21 protein-coding genes are annotated in these 22,943 nt (G+C 55.8%); 7 read left to right on the top strand and 14 right to left on the bottom strand.

The features are described from left to right. Positions 1 to 154: 154 nt before the first annotated feature. From rhlE to ybiB, 3 genes are all read left to right on the top strand, one after another. The gene (rhlE, locus tag BV390_RS03255; protein WP_085396558.1) at positions 155 to 1,555 is read left to right on the top strand and encodes an ATP-dependent RNA helicase RhlE; all 1,401 of its coding nucleotides are present in this window, start codon (positions 155 to 157) and stop codon (positions 1,553 to 1,555) included. A 233-nt stretch (positions 1,556 to 1,788) separates the two neighbouring features. Continuing rightward, positions 1,789 to 3,933 carry an ATP-dependent DNA helicase DinG gene (gene dinG / locus BV390_RS03250; RefSeq protein ID WP_032700536.1) on the top strand — a complete coding sequence of 715 codons (2,145 nt, stop codon included), beginning with the start codon at positions 1,789 to 1,791 and terminating at the stop codon, positions 3,931 to 3,933. 42 nt (positions 3,934 to 3,975) lie between these two features. Next, entirely contained in the window at positions 3,976 to 4,944 is a 969-nt protein-coding gene (gene ybiB, locus BV390_RS03245; protein ID WP_085396557.1) for a DNA-binding protein YbiB, read from the top strand. Between the two features lie 129 nt (positions 4,945 to 5,073). Here ybiB and ybiJ read toward each other — a convergent pair whose 3' ends face one another. The 6 genes from ybiJ to BV390_RS03215 all read right to left on the bottom strand — a co-directional run bounded on the left by ybiJ (position 5,074) and on the right by BV390_RS03215 (position 10,472). After that, positions 5,074 to 5,334 (bottom strand): DUF1471 family protein YbiJ, encoded by a 261-nt coding sequence (ybiJ, locus tag BV390_RS03240; protein WP_032688720.1) that lies wholly within the window; start codon positions 5,332 to 5,334, stop codon positions 5,074 to 5,076. Positions 5,335 to 5,619: 285 nt separating this feature from the next. After that, positions 5,620 to 5,886 (bottom strand): DksA/TraR family C4-type zinc finger protein, encoded by a 267-nt coding sequence (locus BV390_RS03235; protein ID WP_004859799.1) that lies wholly within the window; start codon positions 5,884 to 5,886, stop codon positions 5,620 to 5,622. Positions 5,887 to 6,152: 266 nt separating this feature from the next. Next, a complete protein-coding gene (ybiX, locus tag BV390_RS03230; protein WP_046852877.1) occupies positions 6,153 to 6,830 on the bottom strand; it encodes a PKHD-type hydroxylase YbiX in 678 nt (225 codons plus the stop codon). A 45-nt stretch (positions 6,831 to 6,875) separates the two neighbouring features. Further along, entirely contained in the window at positions 6,876 to 9,164 is a 2,289-nt protein-coding gene (locus BV390_RS03225) for a catecholate siderophore receptor Fiu (protein ID WP_032697688.1), read from the bottom strand. A gap of 271 nt (positions 9,165 to 9,435) precedes the next feature. Next, entirely contained in the window at positions 9,436 to 9,702 is a 267-nt protein-coding gene (locus BV390_RS03220) for a YdgH/BhsA/McbA family protein (protein ID WP_032688715.1), read from the bottom strand. Positions 9,703 to 9,857: 155 nt separating this feature from the next. After that, complete coding sequence (locus BV390_RS03215) at positions 9,858 to 10,472, bottom strand: flavin reductase family protein (protein WP_032688714.1); 615 nt, start codon at positions 10,470 to 10,472, stop codon at positions 9,858 to 9,860. Positions 10,473 to 10,567: 95 nt separating this feature from the next. Between BV390_RS03215 and rlmF the strand changes: the two genes are divergently transcribed. Beyond that, complete coding sequence (gene rlmF / locus BV390_RS03210; RefSeq protein ID WP_032688713.1) at positions 10,568 to 11,488, top strand: 23S rRNA (adenine(1618)-N(6))-methyltransferase RlmF; 921 nt, start codon at positions 10,568 to 10,570, stop codon at positions 11,486 to 11,488. 52 nt (positions 11,489 to 11,540) lie between these two features. Here rlmF and ybiO read toward each other — a convergent pair whose 3' ends face one another. The 6 genes from ybiO to rhtA all read right to left on the bottom strand — a co-directional run bounded on the left by ybiO (position 11,541) and on the right by rhtA (position 18,196). After that, the gene (ybiO, locus tag BV390_RS03205) at positions 11,541 to 13,757 is read right to left on the bottom strand and encodes a mechanosensitive channel protein (RefSeq protein WP_032697687.1); all 2,217 of its coding nucleotides are present in this window, start codon (positions 13,755 to 13,757) and stop codon (positions 11,541 to 11,543) included. A 118-nt stretch (positions 13,758 to 13,875) separates the two neighbouring features. Further along, positions 13,876 to 14,598: a glutamine ABC transporter ATP-binding protein GlnQ gene (glnQ, locus tag BV390_RS03200; RefSeq protein ID WP_004859814.1), complete on the bottom strand. Its 723-nt coding sequence runs from the start codon at positions 14,596 to 14,598 to the stop codon at positions 13,876 to 13,878. Then, entirely contained in the window at positions 14,595 to 15,254 is a 660-nt protein-coding gene (gene glnP / locus BV390_RS03195; RefSeq protein ID WP_004859816.1) for a glutamine ABC transporter permease GlnP, read from the bottom strand. Before glnP ends, glnQ begins: the two co-directional genes overlap by 4 nt. A gap of 150 nt (positions 15,255 to 15,404) precedes the next feature. Further along, positions 15,405 to 16,151 carry a glutamine ABC transporter substrate-binding protein GlnH gene (gene glnH / locus BV390_RS03190; protein ID WP_032688710.1) on the bottom strand — a complete coding sequence of 249 codons (747 nt, stop codon included), beginning with the start codon at positions 16,149 to 16,151 and terminating at the stop codon, positions 15,405 to 15,407. Between the two features lie 404 nt (positions 16,152 to 16,555). Next, entirely contained in the window at positions 16,556 to 17,059 is a 504-nt protein-coding gene (dps, locus tag BV390_RS03185; RefSeq protein WP_032688708.1) for a DNA starvation/stationary phase protection protein Dps, read from the bottom strand. A gap of 249 nt (positions 17,060 to 17,308) precedes the next feature. After that, entirely contained in the window at positions 17,309 to 18,196 is an 888-nt protein-coding gene (rhtA, locus tag BV390_RS03180) for a threonine/homoserine exporter RhtA (RefSeq protein WP_032697685.1), read from the bottom strand. Positions 18,197 to 18,549: 353 nt separating this feature from the next. Here rhtA and ompX point away from each other — a divergent pair, with 353 nt between their 5' ends. Further along, positions 18,550 to 19,059, top strand: coding sequence for an outer membrane protein OmpX (ompX, locus tag BV390_RS03175; RefSeq protein WP_032688706.1), 510 nt, complete (start codon positions 18,550 to 18,552; stop codon positions 19,057 to 19,059). A 109-nt stretch (positions 19,060 to 19,168) separates the two neighbouring features. Here the strand turns inward: ompX and BV390_RS03170 are convergent, their stop codons facing one another. Further along, positions 19,169 to 20,746: a phosphoethanolamine transferase gene (locus BV390_RS03170; protein ID WP_032688705.1), complete on the bottom strand. Its 1,578-nt coding sequence runs from the start codon at positions 20,744 to 20,746 to the stop codon at positions 19,169 to 19,171. A 269-nt stretch (positions 20,747 to 21,015) separates the two neighbouring features. After that, the gene (gene mntS / locus BV390_RS03165) at positions 21,016 to 21,141 is read right to left on the bottom strand and encodes a manganase accumulation protein MntS (protein ID WP_015584839.1); all 126 of its coding nucleotides are present in this window, start codon (positions 21,139 to 21,141) and stop codon (positions 21,016 to 21,018) included. A gap of 181 nt (positions 21,142 to 21,322) precedes the next feature. Here mntS and mntR point away from each other — a divergent pair, with 181 nt between their 5' ends. Further along, on the top strand, positions 21,323 to 21,796 hold the full coding sequence (mntR, locus tag BV390_RS03160) for a manganese-binding transcriptional regulator MntR (protein WP_004859834.1): 474 nt from the start codon (positions 21,323 to 21,325) through the stop codon (positions 21,794 to 21,796). Beyond that, the gene (locus BV390_RS03155; protein ID WP_032688704.1) at positions 21,793 to 22,905 is read left to right on the top strand and encodes an anion transporter; all 1,113 of its coding nucleotides are present in this window, start codon (positions 21,793 to 21,795) and stop codon (positions 22,903 to 22,905) included. The genes mntR and BV390_RS03155 overlap by 4 nt, the downstream gene beginning before the upstream one ends. The last annotated feature ends 38 nt before the right edge of the window (positions 22,906 to 22,943 follow it).

The raw sequence follows: 22,943 nt of genomic DNA, 5'->3' as shown, positions 1-22,943 counted from the left end.
GCCGGCGCAGCGGCCCTGAGGGGATATTTATGCGCTGTGTCACAAAATCTGCTAGACTGCGCCACTTCATGGCATTGTGGTTTTTGCCATCTCTATTCGCAATAATCTCCCCGAAAACTACGCCTGTCACGGGCCGGGGTGGTTTGGAGTTGTTATGTCTTTTGATTCCCTTGGCCTGAACCCTGATATCCTGCGCGCTGTCGCCGAGCAGGGTTACCTTGAGCCAACCCCAATTCAGCAGCAGGCTATCCCTGCGGTGTTGCAGGGACGCGATCTGATGGCCAGCGCCCAGACCGGCACCGGCAAAACGGCAGGCTTTACCCTGCCGCTCCTGCAGCATCTGATTCAGAAAGAGCCGCATGCTAAAGGCCGTCGTCCGGTGCGCGCGCTGATCCTCACGCCAACGCGTGAACTGGCGGCACAAATCGGCGAAAACGTTCGCGATTACAGCAAATACCTGAATATTCGCTCGCTGGTGGTCTTCGGCGGGGTGAGCATTAACCCGCAGATGATGAAGCTGCGCAGCGGCGTCGATGTTCTGGTGGCCACCCCTGGGCGCCTGCTGGATCTTGAACATCAGAATGCCGTCAGCCTGGACAAGGTTGAAATCCTGGTGCTTGATGAAGCCGACCGCATGCTGGATATGGGCTTTATTCATGATATTCGCCGCGTGCTGGCGAAGCTTCCGGCGAAGCGCCAGAACCTGCTGTTCTCCGCGACCTTCTCCGATGACATTAAAGCGCTGGCGGAAAAGCTGCTGCATAACCCGCTGGAAATCGAAGTGGCTCGCCGCAATACCGCTTCCGAGCAGGTGACGCAACACGTCCATTTCGTTGATAAGAAACGTAAGCGGGAACTGCTGTCGCAGATGATCGGTGAAGGTAACTGGCAGCAGGTGCTGGTCTTTACCCGCACCAAACATGGCGCCAACCACCTGGCCGAGCAGCTGAATAAAGACGGCATCCGCAGCGCGGCTATCCATGGCAACAAGAGCCAGGGGGCGCGTACCCGGGCATTAGCCGACTTTAAATCCGGTGGTATTCGCGTGCTGGTGGCGACGGATATCGCCGCGCGTGGTCTGGATATCGAAGAACTGCCGCACGTCGTCAACTACGAGCTGCCTAACGTACCGGAAGATTACGTTCACCGGATCGGCCGTACCGGTCGCGCAGCCGCCACCGGTGAAGCGCTGTCGCTGGTCTGCGTGGACGAGCATAAACTGCTGCATGATATCGAACGTCTGCTGAAAAAAGAGATTCCACGCATCGCCGTCGATGGCTATGCGCCGGATCCGTCTATCAGAGCGGAGCCGATTCAAAACGGTCGTCAGCAGCGTAGCGGTGGCGGCGGTCGCGGCCAAAGCCAGGGCCGCAGCGGTCAGGGACAAGGACGTAACGCCCAAGGGCAGGGGCGCAGCCAGCAGTCGGCGCCGCGGCGTAACGACGGCGAAGCGCCGAAAGCCGGGGCAAAGACTTCACGCCGTATCGGCGAGGCGAAACCGGCCGGCGAGCAACAGCGCCGCCGTCGTCCGCGTAAACCTGCGGCTGCTGAGTAACCGCCTCCCGCCATATATGCGTCATCCGGGCAAGACGTTTTGCCCGGATGACGCAACGATACCCGGAAGCAGCAAGCATGCTGTCTCCGGGTTCCTCCCTCGCGTGCCCTGTGATTCCCGGCCGGTACATTGATAAATCCCGAGCATCATTCCACATTGCTCAGAAAGTAATTCCTCCTGCCAGGCAAAAAGTGTCACAATAGTGGCTGTTTATACAGTATTCAGGTTTTCTCATGGCTTTGACCGCTGCGCTAAAAGCGCAAATCGCCGCCTGGTATAAGGCGCTTCAGGAACAGATTCCGGATTTCATTCCCCGTCCGCCACAGCGGCAGATGATTGCCGATGTGGCAAAAACGCTTGCCGGGGAAGAAGGCCGACACCTGGCCATTGAGGCGCCCACCGGCGTCGGGAAGACGCTGTCATACCTGATTCCCGGCATCGCCATCGCCCGTGAGCAGCAGAAAACCCTGGTGGTGAGCACCGCCAACGTTGCGCTACAGGATCAGATCTACAGCAAGGATCTGCCGCTGCTGCGCAAAATTATTCCCGATCTGCGTTTTACCGCCGCGTTTGGCCGCGGGCGCTACGTTTGCCCACGCAACCTTACGGCGCTGGCCAGCACCGAACCGACGCAGCAGGATCTGCTGGCGTTTCTCGATGACGATCTCACGCCGAATAATCAGGCTGAACAGAAGCTGTGCGCGACGCTGAAAACCGACCTCGACAGCTACCGCTGGGACGGTCTGCGCGATCACACCGATAAACCTGTCGATGATGCGCTCTGGAGCCGCCTGAGCACCGACAAAGCCAGCTGCCTCAACCGCAACTGCCACTACTATCGCGAATGTCCGTTCTTCGTTGCCCGGCGAGAAATTCAGGAGGCGGAAGTGGTGGTGGCGAACCATGCGCTGGTGATGGCGGCGATGGAGAGCGAAGCCGTGTTACCCGAGCCGAAAAATCTGCTGCTGGTGCTCGATGAAGGCCATCATCTGCCGGACGTGGCCCGCGATGCGCTGGAAATGAGCGCGGAAATGACCGCCCCATGGTACCGGCTACAGCTGGATCTGTTCAGTAAGCTGGTGGCGACCTGTATGGAGCAGTTTCGGCCGAAAACCACGCCGCCGCTGGCCAATCCCGAGCGCCTGAGTGGCCACTGTGAGGAGCTGTATGAGCTGATCGCCTCGCTGAACGCTATCCTTAATCTCTATATGCCGGCCGGCCAGGAAGCCGAGCATCGTTTCCCGATGGGCGAGTTGCCGCAGGAGGTGATGGATATCTGCCAGCGTCTGGCGAAACTGACCGAGATGCTGCGCGGGCTGGCGGAGCTCTTTCTTAACGACCTCGGGGAAAAAACCGGTAGCCACGACGTGGTACGTCTGCATCGGGTTCTGCTGCAAATGAACCGTGCGCTGGGGATGTTTGAAAGCCAGAGCAAGCTGTGGCGGCTGGCATCGCTGGCGCAGTCATCCGGCGCGCCGGTCACCAAATGGGTGACGCGCGATATGCGCGACGGTCAAACGCATATCTGGTTTCACTGCGTCGGCATTCGCGTCAGCGACCAGCTGGAAAGGCTGCTGTGGCGCAGCGTGCCGCATATTGTCGTCACCTCCGCCACCCTGCGATCATTGAACAGCTTTTCACGCCTGCAGGAGATGAGCGGGTTGAAAGAAAAGGCCGGCGATCGTTTCGTGGCGCTGGATTCCCCCTTTAACCATGTTGAGCAGGGCAAAATCGTTATTCCACAGATGCACTATGAACCGCTAATCGATAACGAAGAGCAGCATATTGCTGAAATGGCGGCTTATTTTCGCGAGCAGGTTGAAAGTAAAAAGCACCTCGGGATGCTGGTGCTGTTCGCCAGCGGGCGGGCGATGCAGCGTTTCCTGGAACATGTTCCCGATCTGCGATTGCTATTGCTGGTACAGGGCGATAAGCCGCGCTACCGGCTGGTGGAACTGCACCGCAAGCGCGTCGAAGGAGGGGAGCGTAGCGTACTGGTGGGGCTACAATCCTTTGCCGAAGGGCTGGATCTCAAAGGTGAGCTGCTCAGCCAGGTACATATTCATAAAATCGCCTTCCCACCAATCGACAGTCCGGTGGTGATTACCGAAGGCGAATGGCTCAAGAGCCTGAATCGCTATCCGTTTGAAGTGCAGAGTCTGCCAAGCGCCTCCTTTAACCTGATTCAGCAGGTCGGACGCCTGATTCGCAGCCACAGCTGCTGGGGCGAAGTGGTGATTTATGATAAGCGTTTGTTGACCAAAAATTATGGTAAGCGTCTACTGAATGCATTGCCCGTTTTTCCAATAGAACAGCCTGCCGTTCCTGAGGTTATCGTCAAAACGAAAGTAAAACAGGCGCGTCGTAAACGGCGTTAACGGTGTAATGTCGACGATGTGAGCAGCTAACAGGAGTCTTCGATGGACTACAGCAAGATCATTAAAGAAGTCGGGCGCGGGAAAAATCACGCGCGTGACCTGGATGTGGATACGGCCCGCGCGCTTTACTCGCGGATGCTTGACGGCGAGGTGGCTGAGCTGGAGCTGGGCGGGATTTTAATTGCCCTGCGTATTAAGGGCGAAGGCGAAGCGGAAATGAAAGGTTTCTATGAAGCCATGCAGCAGAAGACTCTGCGTCTGACGCCGCCTGTCGCCAGACCAATGCCGATTGTGATCCCCAGCTATAACGGCGCGCGTAAGCAGGCTAATTTGACCCCTCTGCTGGCCGTTTTGCTGCATAAGCTCGGCTTTCCGGTGGTGGTGCATGGTGTCAGTCACGATCCGACCCGGGTGCTGACGGAAACGATTTTTGAGCTGATGGGGATCCCCGCCACCCGACATGCGGGCCAGGCTCAGGCGCGGCTCGACGGCCACGAGCCGGTGTATATTCCGGTTGGCGTACTCTGTCCGCCGCTGGAAAAACAGCTTGCCCTGCGCTGGCGTATGGGCGTACGCAACAGCGCACATACACTGGCAAAGCTGGCGACGCCATTTTCTGAAGATGCGGCGCTACGTTTATCGAGCGTTTCTCACCCGGAATATGTGGGCAAGGTTGCAAAATTCTTTGTCGAGATCGGCGGACGGGCGCTGTTAATGCACGGGACGGAAGGTGAAGTGTATGCCAATCCGCAGCGATGCCCGCAAATTAGCCTGATTGACGCTTCAGGGACGCGGGTAGTGCATGAACGCCAGAGCGAGTTGCCGGAGGAGGGGGTTGTACTGCCGGAGTCAAAAGATCCTCAGGCCACCGCCCGCTGGATTGAGCGCTGCGTAGCGGGGAGTGAACCGCTGCCGACCTCGCTGAGAGTTCAGCTGGCCTGCTGCCTGGTGGCGACCGGTGAGGTTGCGACCCTGGAGCAGGGGCTAAGCCGGGTTGCTGAACACTGGTAGCCACCCGTTTCCCCTGAAAAAAGCTCACGTCAGACAGTGACGTATAAAAAAAAAGCCCGTCCGGTGGCACGGACGGGCAAAACAAGGGTATTAAAGGGTCGTTCAGGGTTAATACAGGTCGTGCAGCGGTTATTTATAGATAACCGCGGTACCGCTAATTTTGTTGTTGGTGTTGGCGGAGGTGATGCTGTAACCAGTCGCACCAGCGGCTTGCGCTTTTTCAGCCAGTTTGGCTTCCAGACCATCCAGAGTCGTTGCGCCTTCAGCAGAGACCACGCCAATTTTGTTCATGCTTTCAGCCTGAGACGGGCTAACCGGCTGAGCGGCGAAAGCGCCAAAGGACAGAGTAGTAAGGGCAATAGCAGCGGCAGCATATTTAATGGTTTTCATAGTTAATCTCTCGCAGGTTATTTTGTTAAGAGGACGATGTTCCGTCGATGTGATAAGTATCACGCTTTTTTGCGAGAGATAAAATCGAAGGAAATTAACAGTCTTCATCGATTTTTTTGAATGATTATTAATTTATTGAATATTAATAAATTATTTCGTGGTGGGATGGCCGGAGAGACCCCAGCGGGGTGCAGAACGTATTCAGGGCACATTTTGCCACTTTTTTGGCCGAAAAACGTGCGCGAAAAGATAATGCTTTCTGTGGTAATGAACGGTAAAGGAAGGTCAGCGTAGCTGGCTGTCCTTGGAGCCACGGCGATTATATCCTGAAAATGTATTGTTATGTAAATCTTTCTCCTGTTGGCACTTCACGCAGTATCTGACCCCCGGGATCGCCTTTCTTCGGGCCTCGGGAATCGGTTCTCCGCATTCATCACAAAATTTGTGGCTCTCTCCGCTGGGGAGGGCGTTTCTCGCCCGTGCGACCGCATCGTCAACGGTGCTGTCGATCTGATCCTGAACTGCGCCATCATTTGCCCAACCTGATGCCATGATGCACCTCCTCACTGTTGTTACTGTCATTATATACCCTGACTTATGCGAGTTGCAGAAAGGCGACGCCGCCGAGCCCTCCGGGCGCTTACTTTGCTAAGTGGCTGGGGTGAGCGGCCAATCTGTCCGGAACAGATTTGAACGCTGCTCTGCGGCGGCTCGTATGGGTGAGGCTTATGGGGAGTCGAGTCACGAAGCCAACGTGCAGGCAACTTGAGTATGACGGGTAGAGTGAAGATGGGGGCAAAAATGAGTCTGGCAAGGGCTCAGATTTCCGACCAGTCCCGCAGCAGGTTATGGTACAGATTAAGTAGCGATAGCACCTCGTCACTCTCGCCGTGGCGGCTCTTCAGAGTCTGAATATTCCGATCCAGCTCGAACAGCATGCTGCGGCGTTTGTCATCGCGGATCATCGACTGGACCCACAGGAAAGAAGCCACGCGTACGCCCTGGGTCACCGGCGTCACGCAGTGCAGGCTGCTTGACGGGTAGAGTACCAGGTCGCCCGCCGGCAGCTTGACCGTATGCTGACCATAGGTGTCGTTTACCACCAGCTCACCGCCTTCATAACTCTCAGGCGCGCTGAGGAACAGGGTGGCAGAAAGGTCGGTACGCATCCAGCCGCCCTGGGCCTGACTGCGCACCGCGCCGTCAACGTGAAAACCGTAGGTCTCACTCTGCTGATAGCGGTTAAACAGCGGGCTGGAGAGGGTTTTAGGCAGTGCGGCGGCGAAGAACAGTGAACTGCGGTTGAGCGCCGCGAGGACTCTGTTCTGCAGTTCGCCGTACAGCGGACTGCGGGTATCGACCTGCTGATTTTTTTTCACCAGCGCGCCCTGATCGCCGGTGGTGGCTCGCCCATCAACCCAGTCGGCCTGCTGCAGCTGCGCGCGAAAATCGTCAACTTCCTGCGGGCTGAGAACGGCGGGGATATGGTACATCATCGTTGTTTCTCCTCAAGAAACGGGGCGTTGCCGCCCCGCCGTGGATTAGAAATGCACGTTGGCAGTCAGCAGGAAAGTACGCGGTTCGCCTGGATGATAACGGTAGCCGCTCTTGTTGATTGAGGCGACATAATGGGTATCGAACAGGTTATAGACGTTCAGCTGCAGATCGACGTTACGGTTGATACGATAGCCCACTTTCGCATCAGCCACCCAGTAGCCTTCGGTGGAGGACGGCGTACCGACGGCGCCGTCGCTGCCGCGATGCATGCTGCCGATATAGCGAGCGCCTGCGCCAAGGGCGATAGCATCGGTTGCCTGGTACTGGCTCCAGAGGGTAAAGGCGTGTTCCGGCGTGTACGGCAGCGCGCTGGTGCCGTCCTGGGCGATGTTGCTGCCTTCACGGACGCTGGCGTGCTGCTGGGTATATCCGCCGATGACCTGCCAGTCTGGGGTGATATTACCGGCCAGAGACAGCTCATAACCTTCAACGCGTTTTTTACCGTACTGCGAATAGGTGCCGTCGTCGTTTTGCTCGACTTCGTTCTCAATATCGGTACGGAAAAGCGCTGCCGTCAGCAGCAGACGTTTATCCATCAGCTCCCACTTGGTACCGACTTCGCTGGTCTTCGCTTTCTGCGGTTTAAAATCGGTACGGTTGGCGCTATTCCCGGTACCGCTTTGGGCCAGGGCAAAGTTATTGCCGCCCGGAGGCTGCTGGGAGATCGCATAGTTGACGTAAACGTTGCCGCTGTCGGTCAGGTGGTACAGCGCACCGGCTTTCCAGTTCACCAGATTGCCGCTGGTGGAGGTATCAACCGTGGTGACCGGGCTGTTTTTCACCACGCCGTCCGGGCAGGCAACCGCACCGCGGCCGGTGCCGCCGCACAGGCTGGCGCTGTCATATTTTGTCTGGTAGTTATCCAGACGGATGCCGCCGTTCAGCTCGAAATCATGGGTAATCTGCAGAGTATCGAAGGCATAAACGCCGAAGGTATCCGTCTGCCCGTTGGCGTTGGCGCCGCTGCGGTCCAGACCGCCAATAGAGATGTTGCTATTGGGATGGTAAATATTGACCGCCGGAGGCGTAATGGGATAAACGCCGTAGTTGGTCTGCGTTTCCCGGGTCAGCTCGAAACCGGTGCTGATGTCATGCCCGATCGAACCGGTATAGAACTTTGAGGTCAGGTTGGTCTGGTTGGTCAGAATTTTATTACTGACGTCTTTGGTGTTCGCCAGACGCGACCAGGTCCAGGTGCCGACATCGTTCGGGTCCGGCTGGGTGATGTTGGTTGCGCCGCCCATCACTGCGGTTAGCAGATAATCCTGTTTCACGCGCGACCAGCGGGTGGTGTTGCGAAGGGTGGTGTTATCGCTCAGGTCGTGCTCGAAGCGCATGGTCACCGTATCGGTGGTGGAGTCGTCGTAGTCGGAATCCGTCCCGTAGAAGTTGCTGGTGGCGACCTTACCCGAGTGATTGAGCGCCGCGGTGCCAGGAGTTGGCGCGGAGTACCCCGGCAGACCAATGGTCGGGATACCTCCGTCCGGCGTGTTGTGCTGGGTCACATGCAGATAGTTCAGGTACAGACGGTTCTCAGTACCGAGACCAAACGCGGCCGATGGCGCGATACCGTAACGCTCATTTTTGACGTTATCGCGGCCGGCATCATGGGTTTTTTCGCCCATCAGGTTCAGACGCACGGCGCTGGTTTCGCCGATGGCTTCATTGATATCGAGCGTACCGCGACGGAACCAGGCGCTGCCAGCGCTGACGGAGGCATCGATACCGGAGTCCAGACGCGGCTGTTTGCTGATCATATTGATTGAGCCGGTTGGAGCGCTACGGCCGTAGTCAGAACCCGACGGGCCTTTAATCACTTCCACTTGTTCGGTGTTAAAGGTATCGCGGGTCACGCTGCCGATATCGCGGACACCATCGACATAGATGCTGTTAGAGGTATCGGCTCCACGCATATAAATGGTGTCGCCGGTCGACGAGCTGCCGTTTTCCCCGGCATAGAAGGCTCCGACGCCGGGAACGTTTTTCAACGCATCGGTCAAATTAGTCACGCCCTGATCTTTCATCACCTGCTCGGAGACCACGGTGACCGTGCGGGTGGTATCGGCAATCGGGCGGGAAAATTTGGGGTCGGCAGATTGCGTAGGGGCATACAGAGAGGGAGCCTGCGCTTCCACCACCAGCGTTTCACCGCCATTTTGTTCAGTGCCGTCTGCGGCCAGAGCCAGGCCTGTCGGCGACAGACTCAGACACATGCCGGTAAAGATCGTCAGCGAGCTAAAACTGCTGAACGGTAAATTTTGTTTTTTGTCCATTTCAATAAGCAACTTATAGTTTTAATTAAAGCCATCACAACCGCAGGCACAGCGATGCCGGGCCCCGACCGCTGCAGGTGATTTGTTAAAATAGCAATGCGTTTGATAATGATTTTGATAACTATTATCAAATGACGGCAAATTTTTATCACTCGTTGATAAAAAAATAAATACATTTCTTTACGTGAACTGCATTTTTTCTACATAAACGGCAGCCGTCGGGCCATCGGGGCGGGACCCTGATGGGTTCCGACCCGTGCAGAGCGGTGGATTATTTATAGATAATGGCGGTACCGGACATTTTATTCGCGCTGCTGGCGGAGTTGATTCGCCAGGCTATCGCCCCTTTTTGGTGGGCTTTTTCCGCCAGTTTCGCCTGCAGATCATCCAGATTGCTGGCGCCGGAGGCGGAGACGGTGCCTGCCGGGCGTAGCGGACCGCTCTCGGCGATAGACGGCGGAGGTGAGATCCCGGCCTGGGCAATAAAAGAGGTGGCGGCAATCGTGATTGCGGTGAGTAACAGCAGCGTTCTTTTCATGAGCATATCCTCATTAACCGCATGGGACATACTTTAAGTTTAGGCCTTTACGGCAGGATAGACAGGGTAAAAAACTGAAGACAAACAACATCTTTTTTGAATAAACGGCGGCCCGACCAGGCGCGCGCCGTGGGCCGGGCAGAAGAACAAACGGCTTAGCGAGCGTCCGGGCGGATCAGGTCGAAACGCAGATTTTCATCGATAGTGTAATAGGCGCTCGGCCCACCGGCGCGGAGAATCGGCCTGGCCTTAGCGGTCTGATAGACGCCATTTTCCAGTAACGACTCATCGATATGGACTGCGACCACTTCACCCAGCACCAGCCAGCTATCGACAGGCTCGCCATCGGCACGGGTCAGGCGAATACACTGGGAGAGCCGACATTCGAAGTTCACCGGGCTTTCCGCGACCCGCGGGGCGGCGACCATCCGGCTGGCGGCGGGAGTCAGCCCGGCACGGGCAAATTCATCTTCGTCGCGAGGGATGCTGGCGGAGGTTTCGTTCATCGCTTCAGCCAAAGGGCGGGTGGCCAGATTCCAGACAAACTCTTTGGTTTCGATAATATTCTGTACACTGTCTTTCCAGCCGCTGCTGGCAAAACCGATAATCGGCGGCCGATAGTTAAAACAGTTAAAGAAGCTATAGGGGGCAAGATTGCGATGACCTGCGGCGTCCAGAGAGGCGATCCAGCCGATCGGGCGTGGGCCGATAATCGCGTTAAGCGGGTCGTGCGGCAGGCCATGTCCCTGTGAAGGTTGATAGAAATACATAGAGCACCCGTAACCGAATGAGAGATATCCAGACTCCCTTATTTACCGCGCCGCCGTCAACGGGTATCTTACGCGGCTGTTCAAAGGAGATTGCCATGAAAGCCCAGAAACCGGGGTTACACCCGCGTAACCGTCATCATCAACGTTATGATTTGCCCGCGCTATGTCAGGCTCACCCTGAGCTGCAAGGCTTTATCACCCTTAATCCGGTGGGCGAGCAGACCATCGATTTTGCTAACCCGCTGGCGGTGAAGGCGCTGAATAAGGCGCTGCTGGCGCATTTTTACGCGGTGAAACACTGGGATATTCCGGACGGCTTCTTATGCCCGCCGGTACCGGGAAGAGCGGATTATATTCACCACCTGGCCGACCTGCTGGCGCTGGATACCGGCACCATTCCTGAAAATGCCAGCATTCTGGATGTCGGCACCGGCGCAAACTTAATCTATCCGCTGATTGGTGCGCATGAGTACGGCTGGCGTTTTACCGGCAGCGAAATTAGCCCGGAAGCGATCGCCAGCGCCCAGGCGATCATCAACGCTAACCCGGGACTCAGCCGCCAGATTCGCCTGCGTCGACAGAAAGAGAGTGGGGCAATCTTTAGCGGCATTATTCATAAAAATGAGTGTTTTGATGCGACGTTATGCAACCCGCCATTCCACGATTCTGCTGCCAGCGCGCAGGCCGGCGGCGAGCGTAAGCGTCGGAACCTGGGGCTGGGGGCGGACAGCGTGATGAACTTCGGCGGCCAACAGCAGGAGCTGTGGTGCGAAGGCGGTGAAGTGGCGTTCATTACGCAGATGATCCGCGAAAGCCAGCAGTTTGGTCGCCAGGTGAAATGGTTCACCTCACTGGTGTCGCGCGGCGATAATCTGCCGCCGCTTTATCGTGCGCTGACCGAAGCCGGCGCGGTGAAGGTGGTGAAAAAAGAGATGGCCCAGGGACAGAAGCAGAGTCGCTTTATCGCCTGGACCTTCATGGATGAGGCTAAACGCCGCCGTCCGCTGGCACGCTAAGAATGATGCGTCCGGGCGGTCTGGCCCGCCCGGAATGTGCTCTGCGCCGTGGCTATAGCGTCGGTTCTGCGGGCGCCGCTGGTGGTGCGGCGATGGGCGCAGGAGCCGGCAGAACCTGGTAGGTTTGCACGGGCGCCCGTACTCCGGCGAGATCGAAATGTTTCTTCACCTGCGTATCGAGCGCAAAGCGTACCGTCCACTGCTTCAGCGGCAGAGTGGTGAAGGTGACCCGCAGGGTAAATGCCGTATTGCTCAGGCCGACCAGCCCGGCAAATGACGGCTCGCCAATCACCAGCCCGCGAATCTCCTCCTGATCCATCACGTCGGCAACCGCGTTTTTCAGCGCCTGACCGGCTTTATCCAGATCCTCCTGTCTGTCGACATCGTAGTTGGCAACCACTGAGCCGATGCCGCGCACGAAGTTGGCGAAGGTGGTAATCGAGGACCACGGGATAATATGGTAAGCGCCGGTGTCCTGGCGCACCCCCACGGAACGGATCGACATCCGTTCCACCGTGCCGGTTAACGGGCCGATGGTCACCAGGTCACCGGTATTCATCCCGTTCTCAAACTGGATAAAAATACCGGTGATAATATCTTTTACCAGCGTCTGGGCGCCGAACGAAATGGCCAGCCCCAGCGCACCGGCGCCGGCCAGCAGCGGCGCAATGTTCACCCCCACTTCGGAGAGCAGGATCATCGCCGTGATGGTGCTGATAATGACCGCCAGCGCGTTACGGAATAACGTCAGCAGCGTACGGGCACGAGCGCCCGGTAGCGGGCGGCCGTGAATGTCTGAGGCCAGGCGGTTTTCTATCAGGCTGGCGAGCAGCGTCCAGCCGATGGCGGAGAAGAACAGAATCAGCGCGATGCGAATCAGCACATCCACCGCTTTTTGCCCGGCGCCGTGTTGCATCCAGTTCCAGAAATCAAACAGTCCCCAGGCGCTTAGCAGCAGCATAATCGCCACGCAGACCACTAAAATTCGCGCCACTTTGAGCGCGACGGAGATCCAGCCGTTTAGCCGCTTCTGCAGCTCGGGATAGTTACGCTGGGTCTGCGGCGACAGGGTAATGGTTTTCGCTATCCAGCGTGACAAGATGCCGGAGAGCAGCGCGGCGGCGCCGATAATCGCCAGACTGCGTACCGTGGCCCCCATCATAAACTTCAGGCTGTTGCCGGGGTCGAAAAGGGAAAAGAAAAACAGCACGATAAAGTAGAGGCAGGCCAGCCAGTGCCAGATAAGCGCAAAGGCGCGGATAAACAGACTGAAGAAGGCCAGCGAGCGGTCTGCCAGGTGCAGCAGTCCCTGAGTAATCCGCGTTTTATTACGGAAGATCAGATACAGCGCCCAGAGGGTGATACACAGCATAATGACCACATTCGCCAGTGCGCCGACCTGAACGTTGACCTGATTGGAGATAATCGGCACTGCGACGATCAGGCCGTAGCCAATCAGGCTGCTCAGCGCGCTCAGGCGCAGGTTCCAGTACTTCGCGCTCTCATCGCTGAGGTTAAACGGCCTCAGCTCCGTTACCCGCGGACAGAAAATCAGCCGCAGAATCGCTTTAAAAAACTCAATCAAGGCGAAGGCATTCAGAAACAGGCTTTGCTGAAAGGCGATAGTCCGGCTCCCGCCATTAAACCGATCGCTGAGCATCTGGCCAACAAACAGCGTCAACGCCAGCAGGAGGAGATCGAAGATAAACGCGCCGGCGATGGTGGCCGGGAGCTGTAGCCAGTTACCGCGATCGTGATTTTTGCGCCGTCCCCACTGACCCATTTTGCGATACAGCGGCAGCGCGGCGAGGCGGACCAGCCACCAGAAGGCGAATACCAGCACGGCCAGCAGCAGGAAATGGCCGGCGGCGTTGCGAAAGGTTTCGGCATGAAACGGCTTATGCGCAGAGGCGGTAATATTGCGCCACAGCTGAGAAAAACGCGCAGCAAAGCGTTCACCGTACTCGCGGCTCACCTGGGTGACGTTTTCCAGTACCGTCCGTTCATCTTTCTCTTCCGGCGGCGTCAGCTTTGGCGCGCTGGCCGGCGGCGGCGTGGCGGCGGCAGAACGCAACTGGTCGATTAATTCCTTACGGGCGGCCTCGTTATCCAGCACGTCAGCCAGCGCCGCATAGGCGGCCTTTTTTTTCTCGAGGTCTGGTTCACTGCTGGCGGGTTGTTCAGCGGTCGCGGCCGGGACACCGGGCAGTGTGGCGGCCGAAAGCGGGGCGGTAAACAGCGTAGCAAGCAGTAACAGGATCCACGGCACGGGCGCCTCCATCTCATTCCAAAACCATTAAGTATAGAGGCTGATAGCGAGAGAAGCGGCGTGGGATGTGTCTGGAAAGCGAAAGCGGCTCCCCGTATACGGGGAGCCTGGAGGGATATCAGGCGACGTGCTGCAGGAATTCGCGTAGACGCGGGCTCGGTGGGTTTTTCACCAGTACCTGCGGATCGCCATCTTCGGCGATACGCCCTTTGTCGATAAAGATCAGCCGCGATGCCACTTTCTCAGCAAAGCCGATCTCATGGGTAACGATAACCATCGTCATCCCTTCTTCCGCCAGATCCTGCATCACTTTCAGCACTTCGTGGCGCAGTTCCGGATCCAGTGCTGAAGTCGGTTCGTCAAACAGCATCATTTTGGGTTTTACCGCCAGGGCGCGAGCGATTGCCACGCGCTGCTGCTGGCCGCCGGAGAGCTCGGAAGGGTAGTGGTGCGCGCGTTCGGCGAGCCCCACTTTTTCCAGCAGATCTTTCGCCAGTTTTTCGGCGGCCTCTTTTTTAGCACCGCGCACGCGTAGCGGCCCGAACATGACGTTCTCCAGCGCCGTCAGATGCGGGAACAGATAGAACTGTTGGAACACCATCCCGGCTTCCTGACGGATCAGCCGCTCGTCGACTTTCGGGTCATTAACCTTCAGACCATCGACGATCAGCTCGCCGCTGGTTATCTCTTCCAGTTTGTTAATACAGCGCAGCAGCGTCGATTTCCCGGAGCCGGACGGCCCGATAATCACCACCACTTCGCCTTTATTGATCTTCAGATCGATATCGTGCAGCACCTTGGTCGGGCCAAAGTGCTTGGAAACATTTTTAAATTCAATCACAGGATTTTCATCCTTCTTTCAAGACGACGCAGAACAAAGCTCAACACCAGGGTGATGATCAGGTAAATCACGGCCACGGCGCTCCAGATTTCCAGCGCGCGGAAGTTACCGGCAATAATCTCCTGACCCTGACGGGTCAGCTCGGCGACGCCGATGACGATAAAGAGTGAGGTATCTTTGATGCTAATGATCCACTGGTTACCCAGCGGCGGCAGCATGCGACGCAGCGCCAGCGGCAGAATCACGTGGCGGATGGTTTCACGACGGGACAGGCCAAGCGCCAGGCCAGCTTCACGGAAGCCCTTGTGAATTGAGAGTACCGCCCCGCGGGTAATTTCTGCGATATAGGCGCCGGAGTTGATCATGATGGTCACGACCGCCGCCGAGAAGGGATCAATGCGAAGATCATTGAACGCCATCGGCAGGGCGAAGTAGATAAACATGACCTGAACCACAATCGGGGTTCCGCGAATGATCTCGATAAAGACTAACGCAATGTGGTTAGCAATCCAGCCGCCAAAGCAGCGGGCGAAACCGGCGACGAGGCCGATTATCAGGCCGCCAGCCAGGCCGAGGACGGAAATCCACAGCGTCATTTTGGCGCCTTCCAGCAAAATTGGAATGGCAGGCCAGATGGCACTCCAGTCAAACTGCATAGTTCGTTCCTGTTACCGTGTCGAAAAACAGAGGCGTGCCTCTGAGAAAAAATGACTCAGGTCTGCGGCAAAGTGATACCCGGATGGTGGCCAGGGGCCCTGTCCGGGTAATCGGCATTCAGCAGACCTGTAAGCGATCAAGGCTGATTATTATTTTGGCTCAGTACCGAACCATTTTTTATAAATTTCGTTGTAGGTGCCGTTTTCACGCAGCGTTTTCAGCGCGCCGTTCACTTTCTCGCGCAGCTCGTCGCTGCCTTTCGGGAAGGCGATACCGTAGTTTTGCGCTTCCAGCGATTCCCCTACCGCCTTGAACTGACCGTGGCCGGCCGTTTTGATGAAGTACAGGATGTTTGGCGTGTCGTGCAGAACGGCATCGGCGCGGCCGGTACCCAGCTCCATATAGGCGTTATCGATATTCGGGAACTGACGCAGGTCTTTGGTTTTGATATTGGCTTTCGCGTAGTCAACGGAGCCGGTACCGCCTTTCACTGCCACGACTTTACCGTTCAGGTCCTTCACATCTTTGATGTCGTTGTTATTGGCTTTCACCATCACCAGCAGACCGCTCTTATAGTAGCCATCGGAGAACTCGATCGCTTTCTTGCGTTCTTCAGTAATGGTAATCCCCGCCAGCGCGAGGTCGATGTTTTTGGTTTGCAGCGCAGGAATGATGCCGCTGAAATCCATCGGCTTCAGGGTATAGTTCAGTTTCAGCTCTTTCGCGATGGCGTCCCACAGGTCGACATCAAAACCGACATACTTATCACCTTGCTTAAATTCAAACGGAACAAACGCCGTATCGGTCGCAACAATCAGTTGTTTTTCAGCGGCCTGAGAAGAAACCGCAAAAGCCAGGGTCAGTGCAGCCAGTGAAACTTTAAATACAGACTTCATAGCATTTCCTTTTTTATCCACGGGACGATCCCCTGCGAGAACGTGTAACCATATGAAAAAATCGTGCCAGTTTTACAACTTGTTGTTTTATAACAAACGAAGTCTATCCTGTTGCACGGTTTCGGTTATAGGTCACGGCAAATGCACCGCAATGGGGCGTCATTTTGGTGCGTCATAAACACGCCGAATAACAAGTGCATTTTTAACGCAAACACTGATGGTAAAACAATCTTGCTGTAACGATTGTGTGAGGTGATTATTACAATTGTTTTACTTTTGTACGTATTTTGCCCATTGTCGCGCACTGAAATGGTGCGGATGAAGATCAGGGAAAAAATCAGGCGGCAGAGGTCAGGATAATCTGAAAAAAAACCGCCAGCCAGGCTGACGGTGATTGTGCAGGATTATGCGATGTTGGCTTCGATGAACCACAGGAATTTATCGAGGTCGCGGGAGGCGGCGGTAAAGATATCGGCCGTATCTTCATCTTTTGCTTCGCCGATCGCTTTACGCACATCGTTGGCCACAATCGCGTAGCGGTCAGCCAGCTCTTTCAGGTGATCCTGAACGCTATGAATATCCAGCGGGTAGCTTTTCAGCGGGGTTTTGCTGTTGATCACCTGAGTGGTGCCCAGCGCGACGCCGCCCAGCTGTACGGCGCGTTCAGCCATCGTGTCGAGATGGTCGGTCAGGGCGGTGCGGAAGCCATCCAGCATTTCATGAACGGCAATAAAATTGGCACCGCGCATATTCCAGTGAGCCTGCTTGGTAATCAGCGACAGGTCAATGAACTGGATCACCTGACGATTCAGCAGCTCGACGGTTGCCTTCTTCTCATTGTCTGCAACATCGTTGCGGGTATAGAGCAGATCGGATGCTTTCGTTTTAACCAGTTTTGCGGTACTCATAGTTTCATATCCTCTTGATATTTATACTCGTCATACATCAAATTTGAATCAAATGGAGCGCTTGTCCCCGGTAACTAATGGGACTAAGTATAGCAACGGATCGCAGTATGGGCAGGGCGGTTGTCCCTATTGGTTCGATAGTGCGGGGGGGTTGGCTATTTTGAAAAGGGCATGAAATTGCGTAAAAAGTCAGCGTGAGAGCGCGGTTCTGCACGAGGCGATTGCCTCGTGCAGAACGGGTTACGTTGGCTAGCTGATATCCACTTTTTCGATTTTACTTTCCCGGCGCATTGTCAGCGTAGAGCCCATTGAGGCGAGGATAATCGCCCCGAGCGCCAGGGTTTGCGTAAAGGTCAGCGTCTCGCCCAGAAATATCATGCCCGATAGCGCGGCGAGCGCCGGCTCCATGCTCATCAGCGTGCCGAATGTGCGGGTGGGCATACGGGTGAGGGCAATCATTTCCAGCGAGTAAGGCAGCGCCGTAGAGAGGACGGCGATGGCCAGTCCCAGCGGCAGCAGCGACCACTGGAACAGCGTGTCGGTTGCCTGCAGCATGCCCAGCGGAACAAAGACCACGGCGGCAATAAGCGACCCCATTGCCACCGTTGCCGGACCGTGTTCTTCTCCGGCACGCTGGCCGGTCAGAATATAGACAGCCCAGCAGGCCCCGGCGCCCAGCGCCAGCAGCGCACCGGTCAGATCGACCTGCGCGACGTCTTGCCCTAGCGGCAGCAGGAACCACAGCCCGAGTACGGCGAGGATCACCCAGACGAAATCGAGCGGACGCCGCGAGCCAAACAGCGCCACCGCCAGCGGCCCGGTGAACTCCAGCGCCACCGCAATCCCCAGCGGAATGCGCTGAATCGATAAGTAAAAGAGATAGTTCATTGCCCCCAACGCCAGACCATACAAGAGGAGCGGCAGGCGCTGCTCAGCGGTAAAGCGCAGGCGCCAGGGCTTGAAGATGATCACCAGAATCAAGGTGCCTAACGCCAGGCGCAGCGCGGTCACCCCGGGGGCGCCGACCAACGGGAACAGTGATTTCGCCAGCGAAGCGCCGCTCTGGATAGAGACCATGGCGATTAAAATGACCAGTATCGGCAGCCATGCCGGTATTTTGCGGGACGAGCCGGGCATCCTTTCTCCTGTCAGGGTTTGTCAAATGCGGTAAAGGTTCCAGTGTAAATGAATTACCTGGCTACGGTTTATCTATTGTTGAAAAAAACGCGTTCGGGAGGCGTACAATGGGGCGAGACGCGAAGAGAAATTAACCTGTTGATTAGGATTAATCTGGATGCACGTGCGGGGCCTTATCGGCCTTAATAGTAGGGTATTCACCAAAAACGGTTGTTTTCCAGTTTGTTATAGAATTATGGAAACTTTTGGTTACATGAAAAGCTATGTTAGACAGTGTAAAGTCAAAAGAGTTTCCTGAAAGTTTTTGATATATTTAAGACTTAGGACTTATTAGAAACACATTTGAGGTGGTTATGAATAAAATTGCACGTTTTTCAGCACTGGCCGTTGTTCTGGCTGCATCCGTAGGTACCGCTTTCGCTGCAACTTCTACCGTTACCGGTGGTTATGCTCAGAGCGACATGCAGGGTGAAGCTAACAAAGCTGGCGGTTTCAACCTGAAGTACCGTTACGAGCAAGACAATAGCCCGCTGGGTGTTATCGGTTCTTTCACCTACACCGAAAAAGACCGTACTGAATCTGGCGTATACCAGAAAGGCCAGTACTACGGCATCACCGCAGGTCCGGCTTACCGTCTGAACGACTGGGCTAGCATCTACGGCGTAGTGGGTGTCGGTCACGGCAAATTCCAGGACAACAGCTACCCGAACAAGCACGACATGAGCGACTACGGTTTCTCTTACGGTGCAGGTATGCAGTTCAACCCGATCGAAAACGTTGCTCTGGACTTCTCCTACGAGCAGTCTCGTATTCGTAACGTTGACGTTGGCACCTGGATCGCTGGCGTTGGTTACAGCTTCTAATCGCTTCGGTGATATAAAAAATCCGCCTCACTGGGGCGGATTTTTTTTTGCCTGTAACGCGCGGCGTTCGCCCGGGTTAGCCGCCGCGGTTTCCCGGCGGCGGGCCCTGTTAGTGGGTGGTGAACAGATCGGTACCCAGATGGGTATAGTCCACTTTCTGTAGCTGGAAGTTGGTGATATAGGCCGGTCCGGCGGCTTGTTCAGAGATGAAACGGTAGCGAGGCGTAATCTCGGCGGCGCGGATCCCGGTCCACTGGGAGAAGAACCCGAGGAAATCGTTGGCAGAACGCCGTGCTTTAATCACTTTATGCGCTTTATCATCACTGGACAGCACCATAAACGGCACCTGGAAATTCTGCTGGTACTTATCGTCGTGCGCCAGGTACTGCACCTCTTTACCGCGCTCTTTAAAGGCCAGACCGTGATCGGAAAAATAGGTCATCGAGAAGCTTTCGCCGGAATTCTGCAGCTGATGATAGAGCTTGCCGAGCAGCGTATCGGTTTGCGTCATGCTGTAGAGGTAGCAGGAGGTCTCTTTCGATTGTACAAAGACAGTATATTTTCCCTTGGTACGATCGCAGGCCTGCGGGTGAGATCCCATCAGATGCAGGACGATCAGCTGCGGCTGGGTCCGCTGCACGGAGAGCACCTGCTCGGTTAGCTTCAACAGCTGCTCATCCTGAGTATTTTTGTTGGCCTCAAAGTCGCCATTTTTGAGAAACTGCACCTCATCCGCACGCTTTGCGATGCTGGCTATCGCCGTATCGTATTCGCCGATTTGCCCTTGATTGGAAAACCACCATGTCTGGAAGCCGGCACGGTTCGCCAGCGTGACGAAGTTATCCTGGTATTGCGGCTTGCCGTCCACCACCCGGTTGAGCGTTAAGCCGAGAGATTTTTGCGTTGAACCGCTGGCGGAAATGTAGTCATTAAACAGATAGCCGTTGACTGAGCTGGCGAACGGCGTGTTGTCCCAGTGGCCGCCAAACGCCCCAAGCGCATCGCGGCGCGCGCTCTCTCCGATGACCACGACGTAAAGCTGATATTTGGGTTTGACCGCCAGCACATGCCAGCTGTCTTTCATATTGGCCAGCTGAGCCATCCGCGCCTGCTCGTCGAGCACTTCATTATTGTTGACCACCACGTCTTTCACGAAACGGAAGGCGGGATAGCCGGTATCAATCACTTTGAAGACGCCGCCCCAGGCCAGATTCTGCACCGGCTGCAGGAAGAAGATGCCGATGCTGAACAACAGCCCCAGCAGCTCCATTTTGCTCCACGGCTTACGCTCTTCCCTTTTACGACGTACGGCAATCACGCCCAGCGCAAAAATAAAGACCGCCAGCAGGTAGTTGTACCAGGGAAAGATGGTCAGAATTTCCGTGGACTCTTCGACGTTAGTGGCATGCAGCGCCAGCAGAGTGTTGAAGTTGGGGGCGCCATACGCCTGGCCAAACGGGTAATAGAAGGCGGCAAGCAGCGAGTAGCCTCCCGCCACGACTTTTTGCATCCGCGGGGCATGACGCCACAGCAGATGTAACACGCATGTAAATGCGACGGTGTAGAGCAGGCTAAATTCATAGCCAAGTGCGAGGTTAATCAGCAGAGACTGGAGAAAATAAAATCCTGTCCACGGGTTAGGGACTAATCCGCGAGCGACCAGCGTTTCTTTCAGGGTGACATTCATAGTAATTAATCAAAAAGACGCCATGTGCATCCCCTGGCATCAAGGGGTAAAACCTGCTGGACAGTGCCTGAAGAGGGTCTCTGCGAGCCGCAGTAGTGGCAGGGCTGACAAAAGATAGGGCTTGCAAATGATAAGGTCAACCGGACATAACGGATTGTTTTGAGAGAAAGCTTACAAAACTTGAAAAAAGCGGCGAGAACGTGGCGAAACGGGTCAGTTTGACAGGGTATTGTGACGGAAAAATGAAGCGGCGTACCGCGACGCCGCATTTAGTGATGGGGTTTTTCCTGGCGATTCTTGCCGTTCATCATGTCGCACAGCATGTTAATCAGCATTAAGCGGACTTTAAAAGGAGAATGAGTAAACACGCGTAAGCACCTCTTGAATTCGTTCATGGGACCTCCTGTAATTTCGCCCTTCGCTCCTTGAAGGATGTCTGTATTACATACAGATATAGCACAGGCTATATTTTATAGCTATGGCTAAAACGTTAATTTTTTGTGCTACGGGCCCAATCATTTACAATGGGGATCTTTTGAGATGATGCTTGATGCGTCACACGTATGAGGAAGCACAATGAACCGTCGCGCCGGAAGACCTATAACAAAAAAAGTGACGCAGCTTGTTAATGTTGAAGAACACGTTGAGGGGTTTCGCCAGGTACGCGAAGCCCACCGCCGGGAGCTGATTGACGACTACGTCGAATTGATTTCAGATCTGATTCGCGAAGTGGGAGAGGCGCGTCAGGTTGATATGGCCGCGCGTCTGGGGGTCTCCCAGCCAACGGTGGCCAAAATGTTAAAACGCCTGGCCAGCGTCGGACTGATTGAGCAGATCCCATGGCGCGGGGTCTTTTTAACTCCGGAAGGCGAGAAGCTGGCGCATGAGAGCCGCGAACGCCACCAGATCGTCGAGAATTTCTTACTGGTTCTGGGCGTGAGTCCGGAGATAGCCCGTCGTGACGCGGAAGGGATGGAACATCACGTCAGTGAAGAGACGCTGGCGGCATTTAATCAGTTCACCCTTAAATACGGGCAGCAAGGAGAATGAATCTTCCCTTTGTTCACTCCCTGGCTCGCGATCGTTTTCTGCATTTACTGTTGATCATCGCCTGTGGTTTAAGTTTCTTTGTCCCGTTTGCGCCAAAAAGCTGGCCCCAGGCTATCGACTGGCACACGATCATCACCCTGAGCGGCTTGATGCTGCTGACGAAAGGGATTGAACTGAGCGGCTACTTTGATGTGCTTGGCCGCAAAATGGCGCGTCGGTTTGCCACCGAGCGTCAGCTGGCCATTTTTATGGTCCTTGCGGCGGCGCTGCTCTCGACGTTTCTGACCAATGATGTGGCGCTGTTTATCGTCGTACCGCTCACGCTGACGTTGAAAAAATGGTGCGCGATACCGGTTAACCGGCTGATTATTTTCGAGGCGCTGGCGGTCAACGCCGGATCCTTGTTAACACCTATCGGTAATCCACAAAATATCCTGCTGTGGGGGCGATCCGGCCTCAGCTTCCTTGGGTTTATCGGGCAAATGCTGCCGCTGGCGGCGGCGATGATGTTGACGCTGCTGGTACTGTGCTGGTGCTGTTTCTCCGCCACCCGTCTGCACTTTCAAAGCGCGGACCGGGCGCCATCGTGGCAGCCGAAGCTGGTGTGGGGTTGTCTGGCGTTTTATCTGATCTTCCTGACGGCTTTAGAAATGAAGCTTGAACTGTGGGGGCTGGGGCTGATTATTCTCGGCTTTCTGCTGCTGGCGCGGGCGGTGATTATCCATGTGGACTGGTCGCTGCTGCTGGTGTTTATGGTGATGTTTATTGACGTTCATCTGTTGACGCAACTTCCCGCGCTGCATCAGGTTTTAAGCGGGGTGGGCCAGCTTTCTGCCGGCGGCTTGTGGCTGTCGACGATTGGCCTGTCGCAGTTCATCAGTAACGTACCGGCCACCATTCTACTGCTCAACTATGTTCCTCCTTCGACGCTGCTGGCCTGGGCGGTCAACGTCGGCGGCTTTGGCCTGCTTCCCGGCTCGCTGGCTAATTTAATTGCCCTGCGTATGGCATCAGATCGCCGCATCTGGTGGCGCTTCCATCTTTACTCTCTGCCGCTGCTGCTGTGGGCGGCGCTGGTCGGCTACGCCTTGCTGCTATTCATCGCCTGATTTTCAGAGGATTGGGCAAGAAACAGACAGAATCACCC

The organism is Klebsiella sp. YJ, from assembly GCF_002108615.1.
Taxonomy (GTDB): domain Bacteria; phylum Pseudomonadota; class Gammaproteobacteria; order Enterobacterales; family Enterobacteriaceae; genus Klebsiella; species Klebsiella planticola.
Note: the sequence above shows the minus strand (reverse complement) of the source record. Positions and strands in the feature narration are given on the sequence as shown.

Coding starts and splice junctions, on each gene's coding strand:
- rhlE (WP_085396558.1), top strand. CDS start 155: ATGTCTTTTGATTCCCTTGGCCTGAACCCTGATATCCTGCGCGCTGTC.
- dinG (WP_032700536.1), top strand. CDS start 1,789: ATGGCTTTGACCGCTGCGCTAAAAGCGCAAATCGCCGCCTGGTATAAG.
- ybiB (WP_085396557.1), top strand. CDS start 3,976: ATGGACTACAGCAAGATCATTAAAGAAGTCGGGCGCGGGAAAAATCAC.
- ybiJ (WP_032688720.1), bottom strand. CDS start 5,334: ATGAAAACCATTAAATATGCTGCCGCTGCTATTGCCCTTACTACTCTG.
- BV390_RS03235 (WP_004859799.1), bottom strand. CDS start 5,886: ATGGCATCAGGTTGGGCAAATGATGGCGCAGTTCAGGATCAGATCGAC.
- ybiX (WP_046852877.1), bottom strand. CDS start 6,830: ATGATGTACCATATCCCCGCCGTTCTCAGCCCGCAGGAAGTTGACGAT.
- BV390_RS03225 (WP_032697688.1), bottom strand. CDS start 9,164: ATGGACAAAAAACAAAATTTACCGTTCAGCAGTTTTAGCTCGCTGACG.
- BV390_RS03220 (WP_032688715.1), bottom strand. CDS start 9,702: ATGAAAAGAACGCTGCTGTTACTCACCGCAATCACGATTGCCGCCACC.
- BV390_RS03215 (WP_032688714.1), bottom strand. CDS start 10,472: ATGTATTTCTATCAACCTTCACAGGGACATGGCCTGCCGCACGACCCG.
- rlmF (WP_032688713.1), top strand. CDS start 10,568: ATGAAAGCCCAGAAACCGGGGTTACACCCGCGTAACCGTCATCATCAA.
- glnP (WP_004859816.1), bottom strand. CDS start 15,254: ATGCAGTTTGACTGGAGTGCCATCTGGCCTGCCATTCCAATTTTGCTG.
- glnH (WP_032688710.1), bottom strand. CDS start 16,151: ATGAAGTCTGTATTTAAAGTTTCACTGGCTGCACTGACCCTGGCTTTT.
- dps (WP_032688708.1), bottom strand. CDS start 17,059: ATGAGTACCGCAAAACTGGTTAAAACGAAAGCATCCGATCTGCTCTAT.
- rhtA (WP_032697685.1), bottom strand. CDS start 18,196: ATGCCCGGCTCGTCCCGCAAAATACCGGCATGGCTGCCGATACTGGTC.
- ompX (WP_032688706.1), top strand. CDS start 18,550: ATGAATAAAATTGCACGTTTTTCAGCACTGGCCGTTGTTCTGGCTGCA.
- BV390_RS03170 (WP_032688705.1), bottom strand. CDS start 20,746: ATGAATGTCACCCTGAAAGAAACGCTGGTCGCTCGCGGATTAGTCCCT.
- mntS (WP_015584839.1), bottom strand. CDS start 21,141: ATGAACGAATTCAAGAGGTGCTTACGCGTGTTTACTCATTCTCCTTTT.
- mntR (WP_004859834.1), top strand. CDS start 21,323: ATGAACCGTCGCGCCGGAAGACCTATAACAAAAAAAGTGACGCAGCTT.
- BV390_RS03155 (WP_032688704.1), top strand. CDS start 21,793: ATGAATCTTCCCTTTGTTCACTCCCTGGCTCGCGATCGTTTTCTGCAT.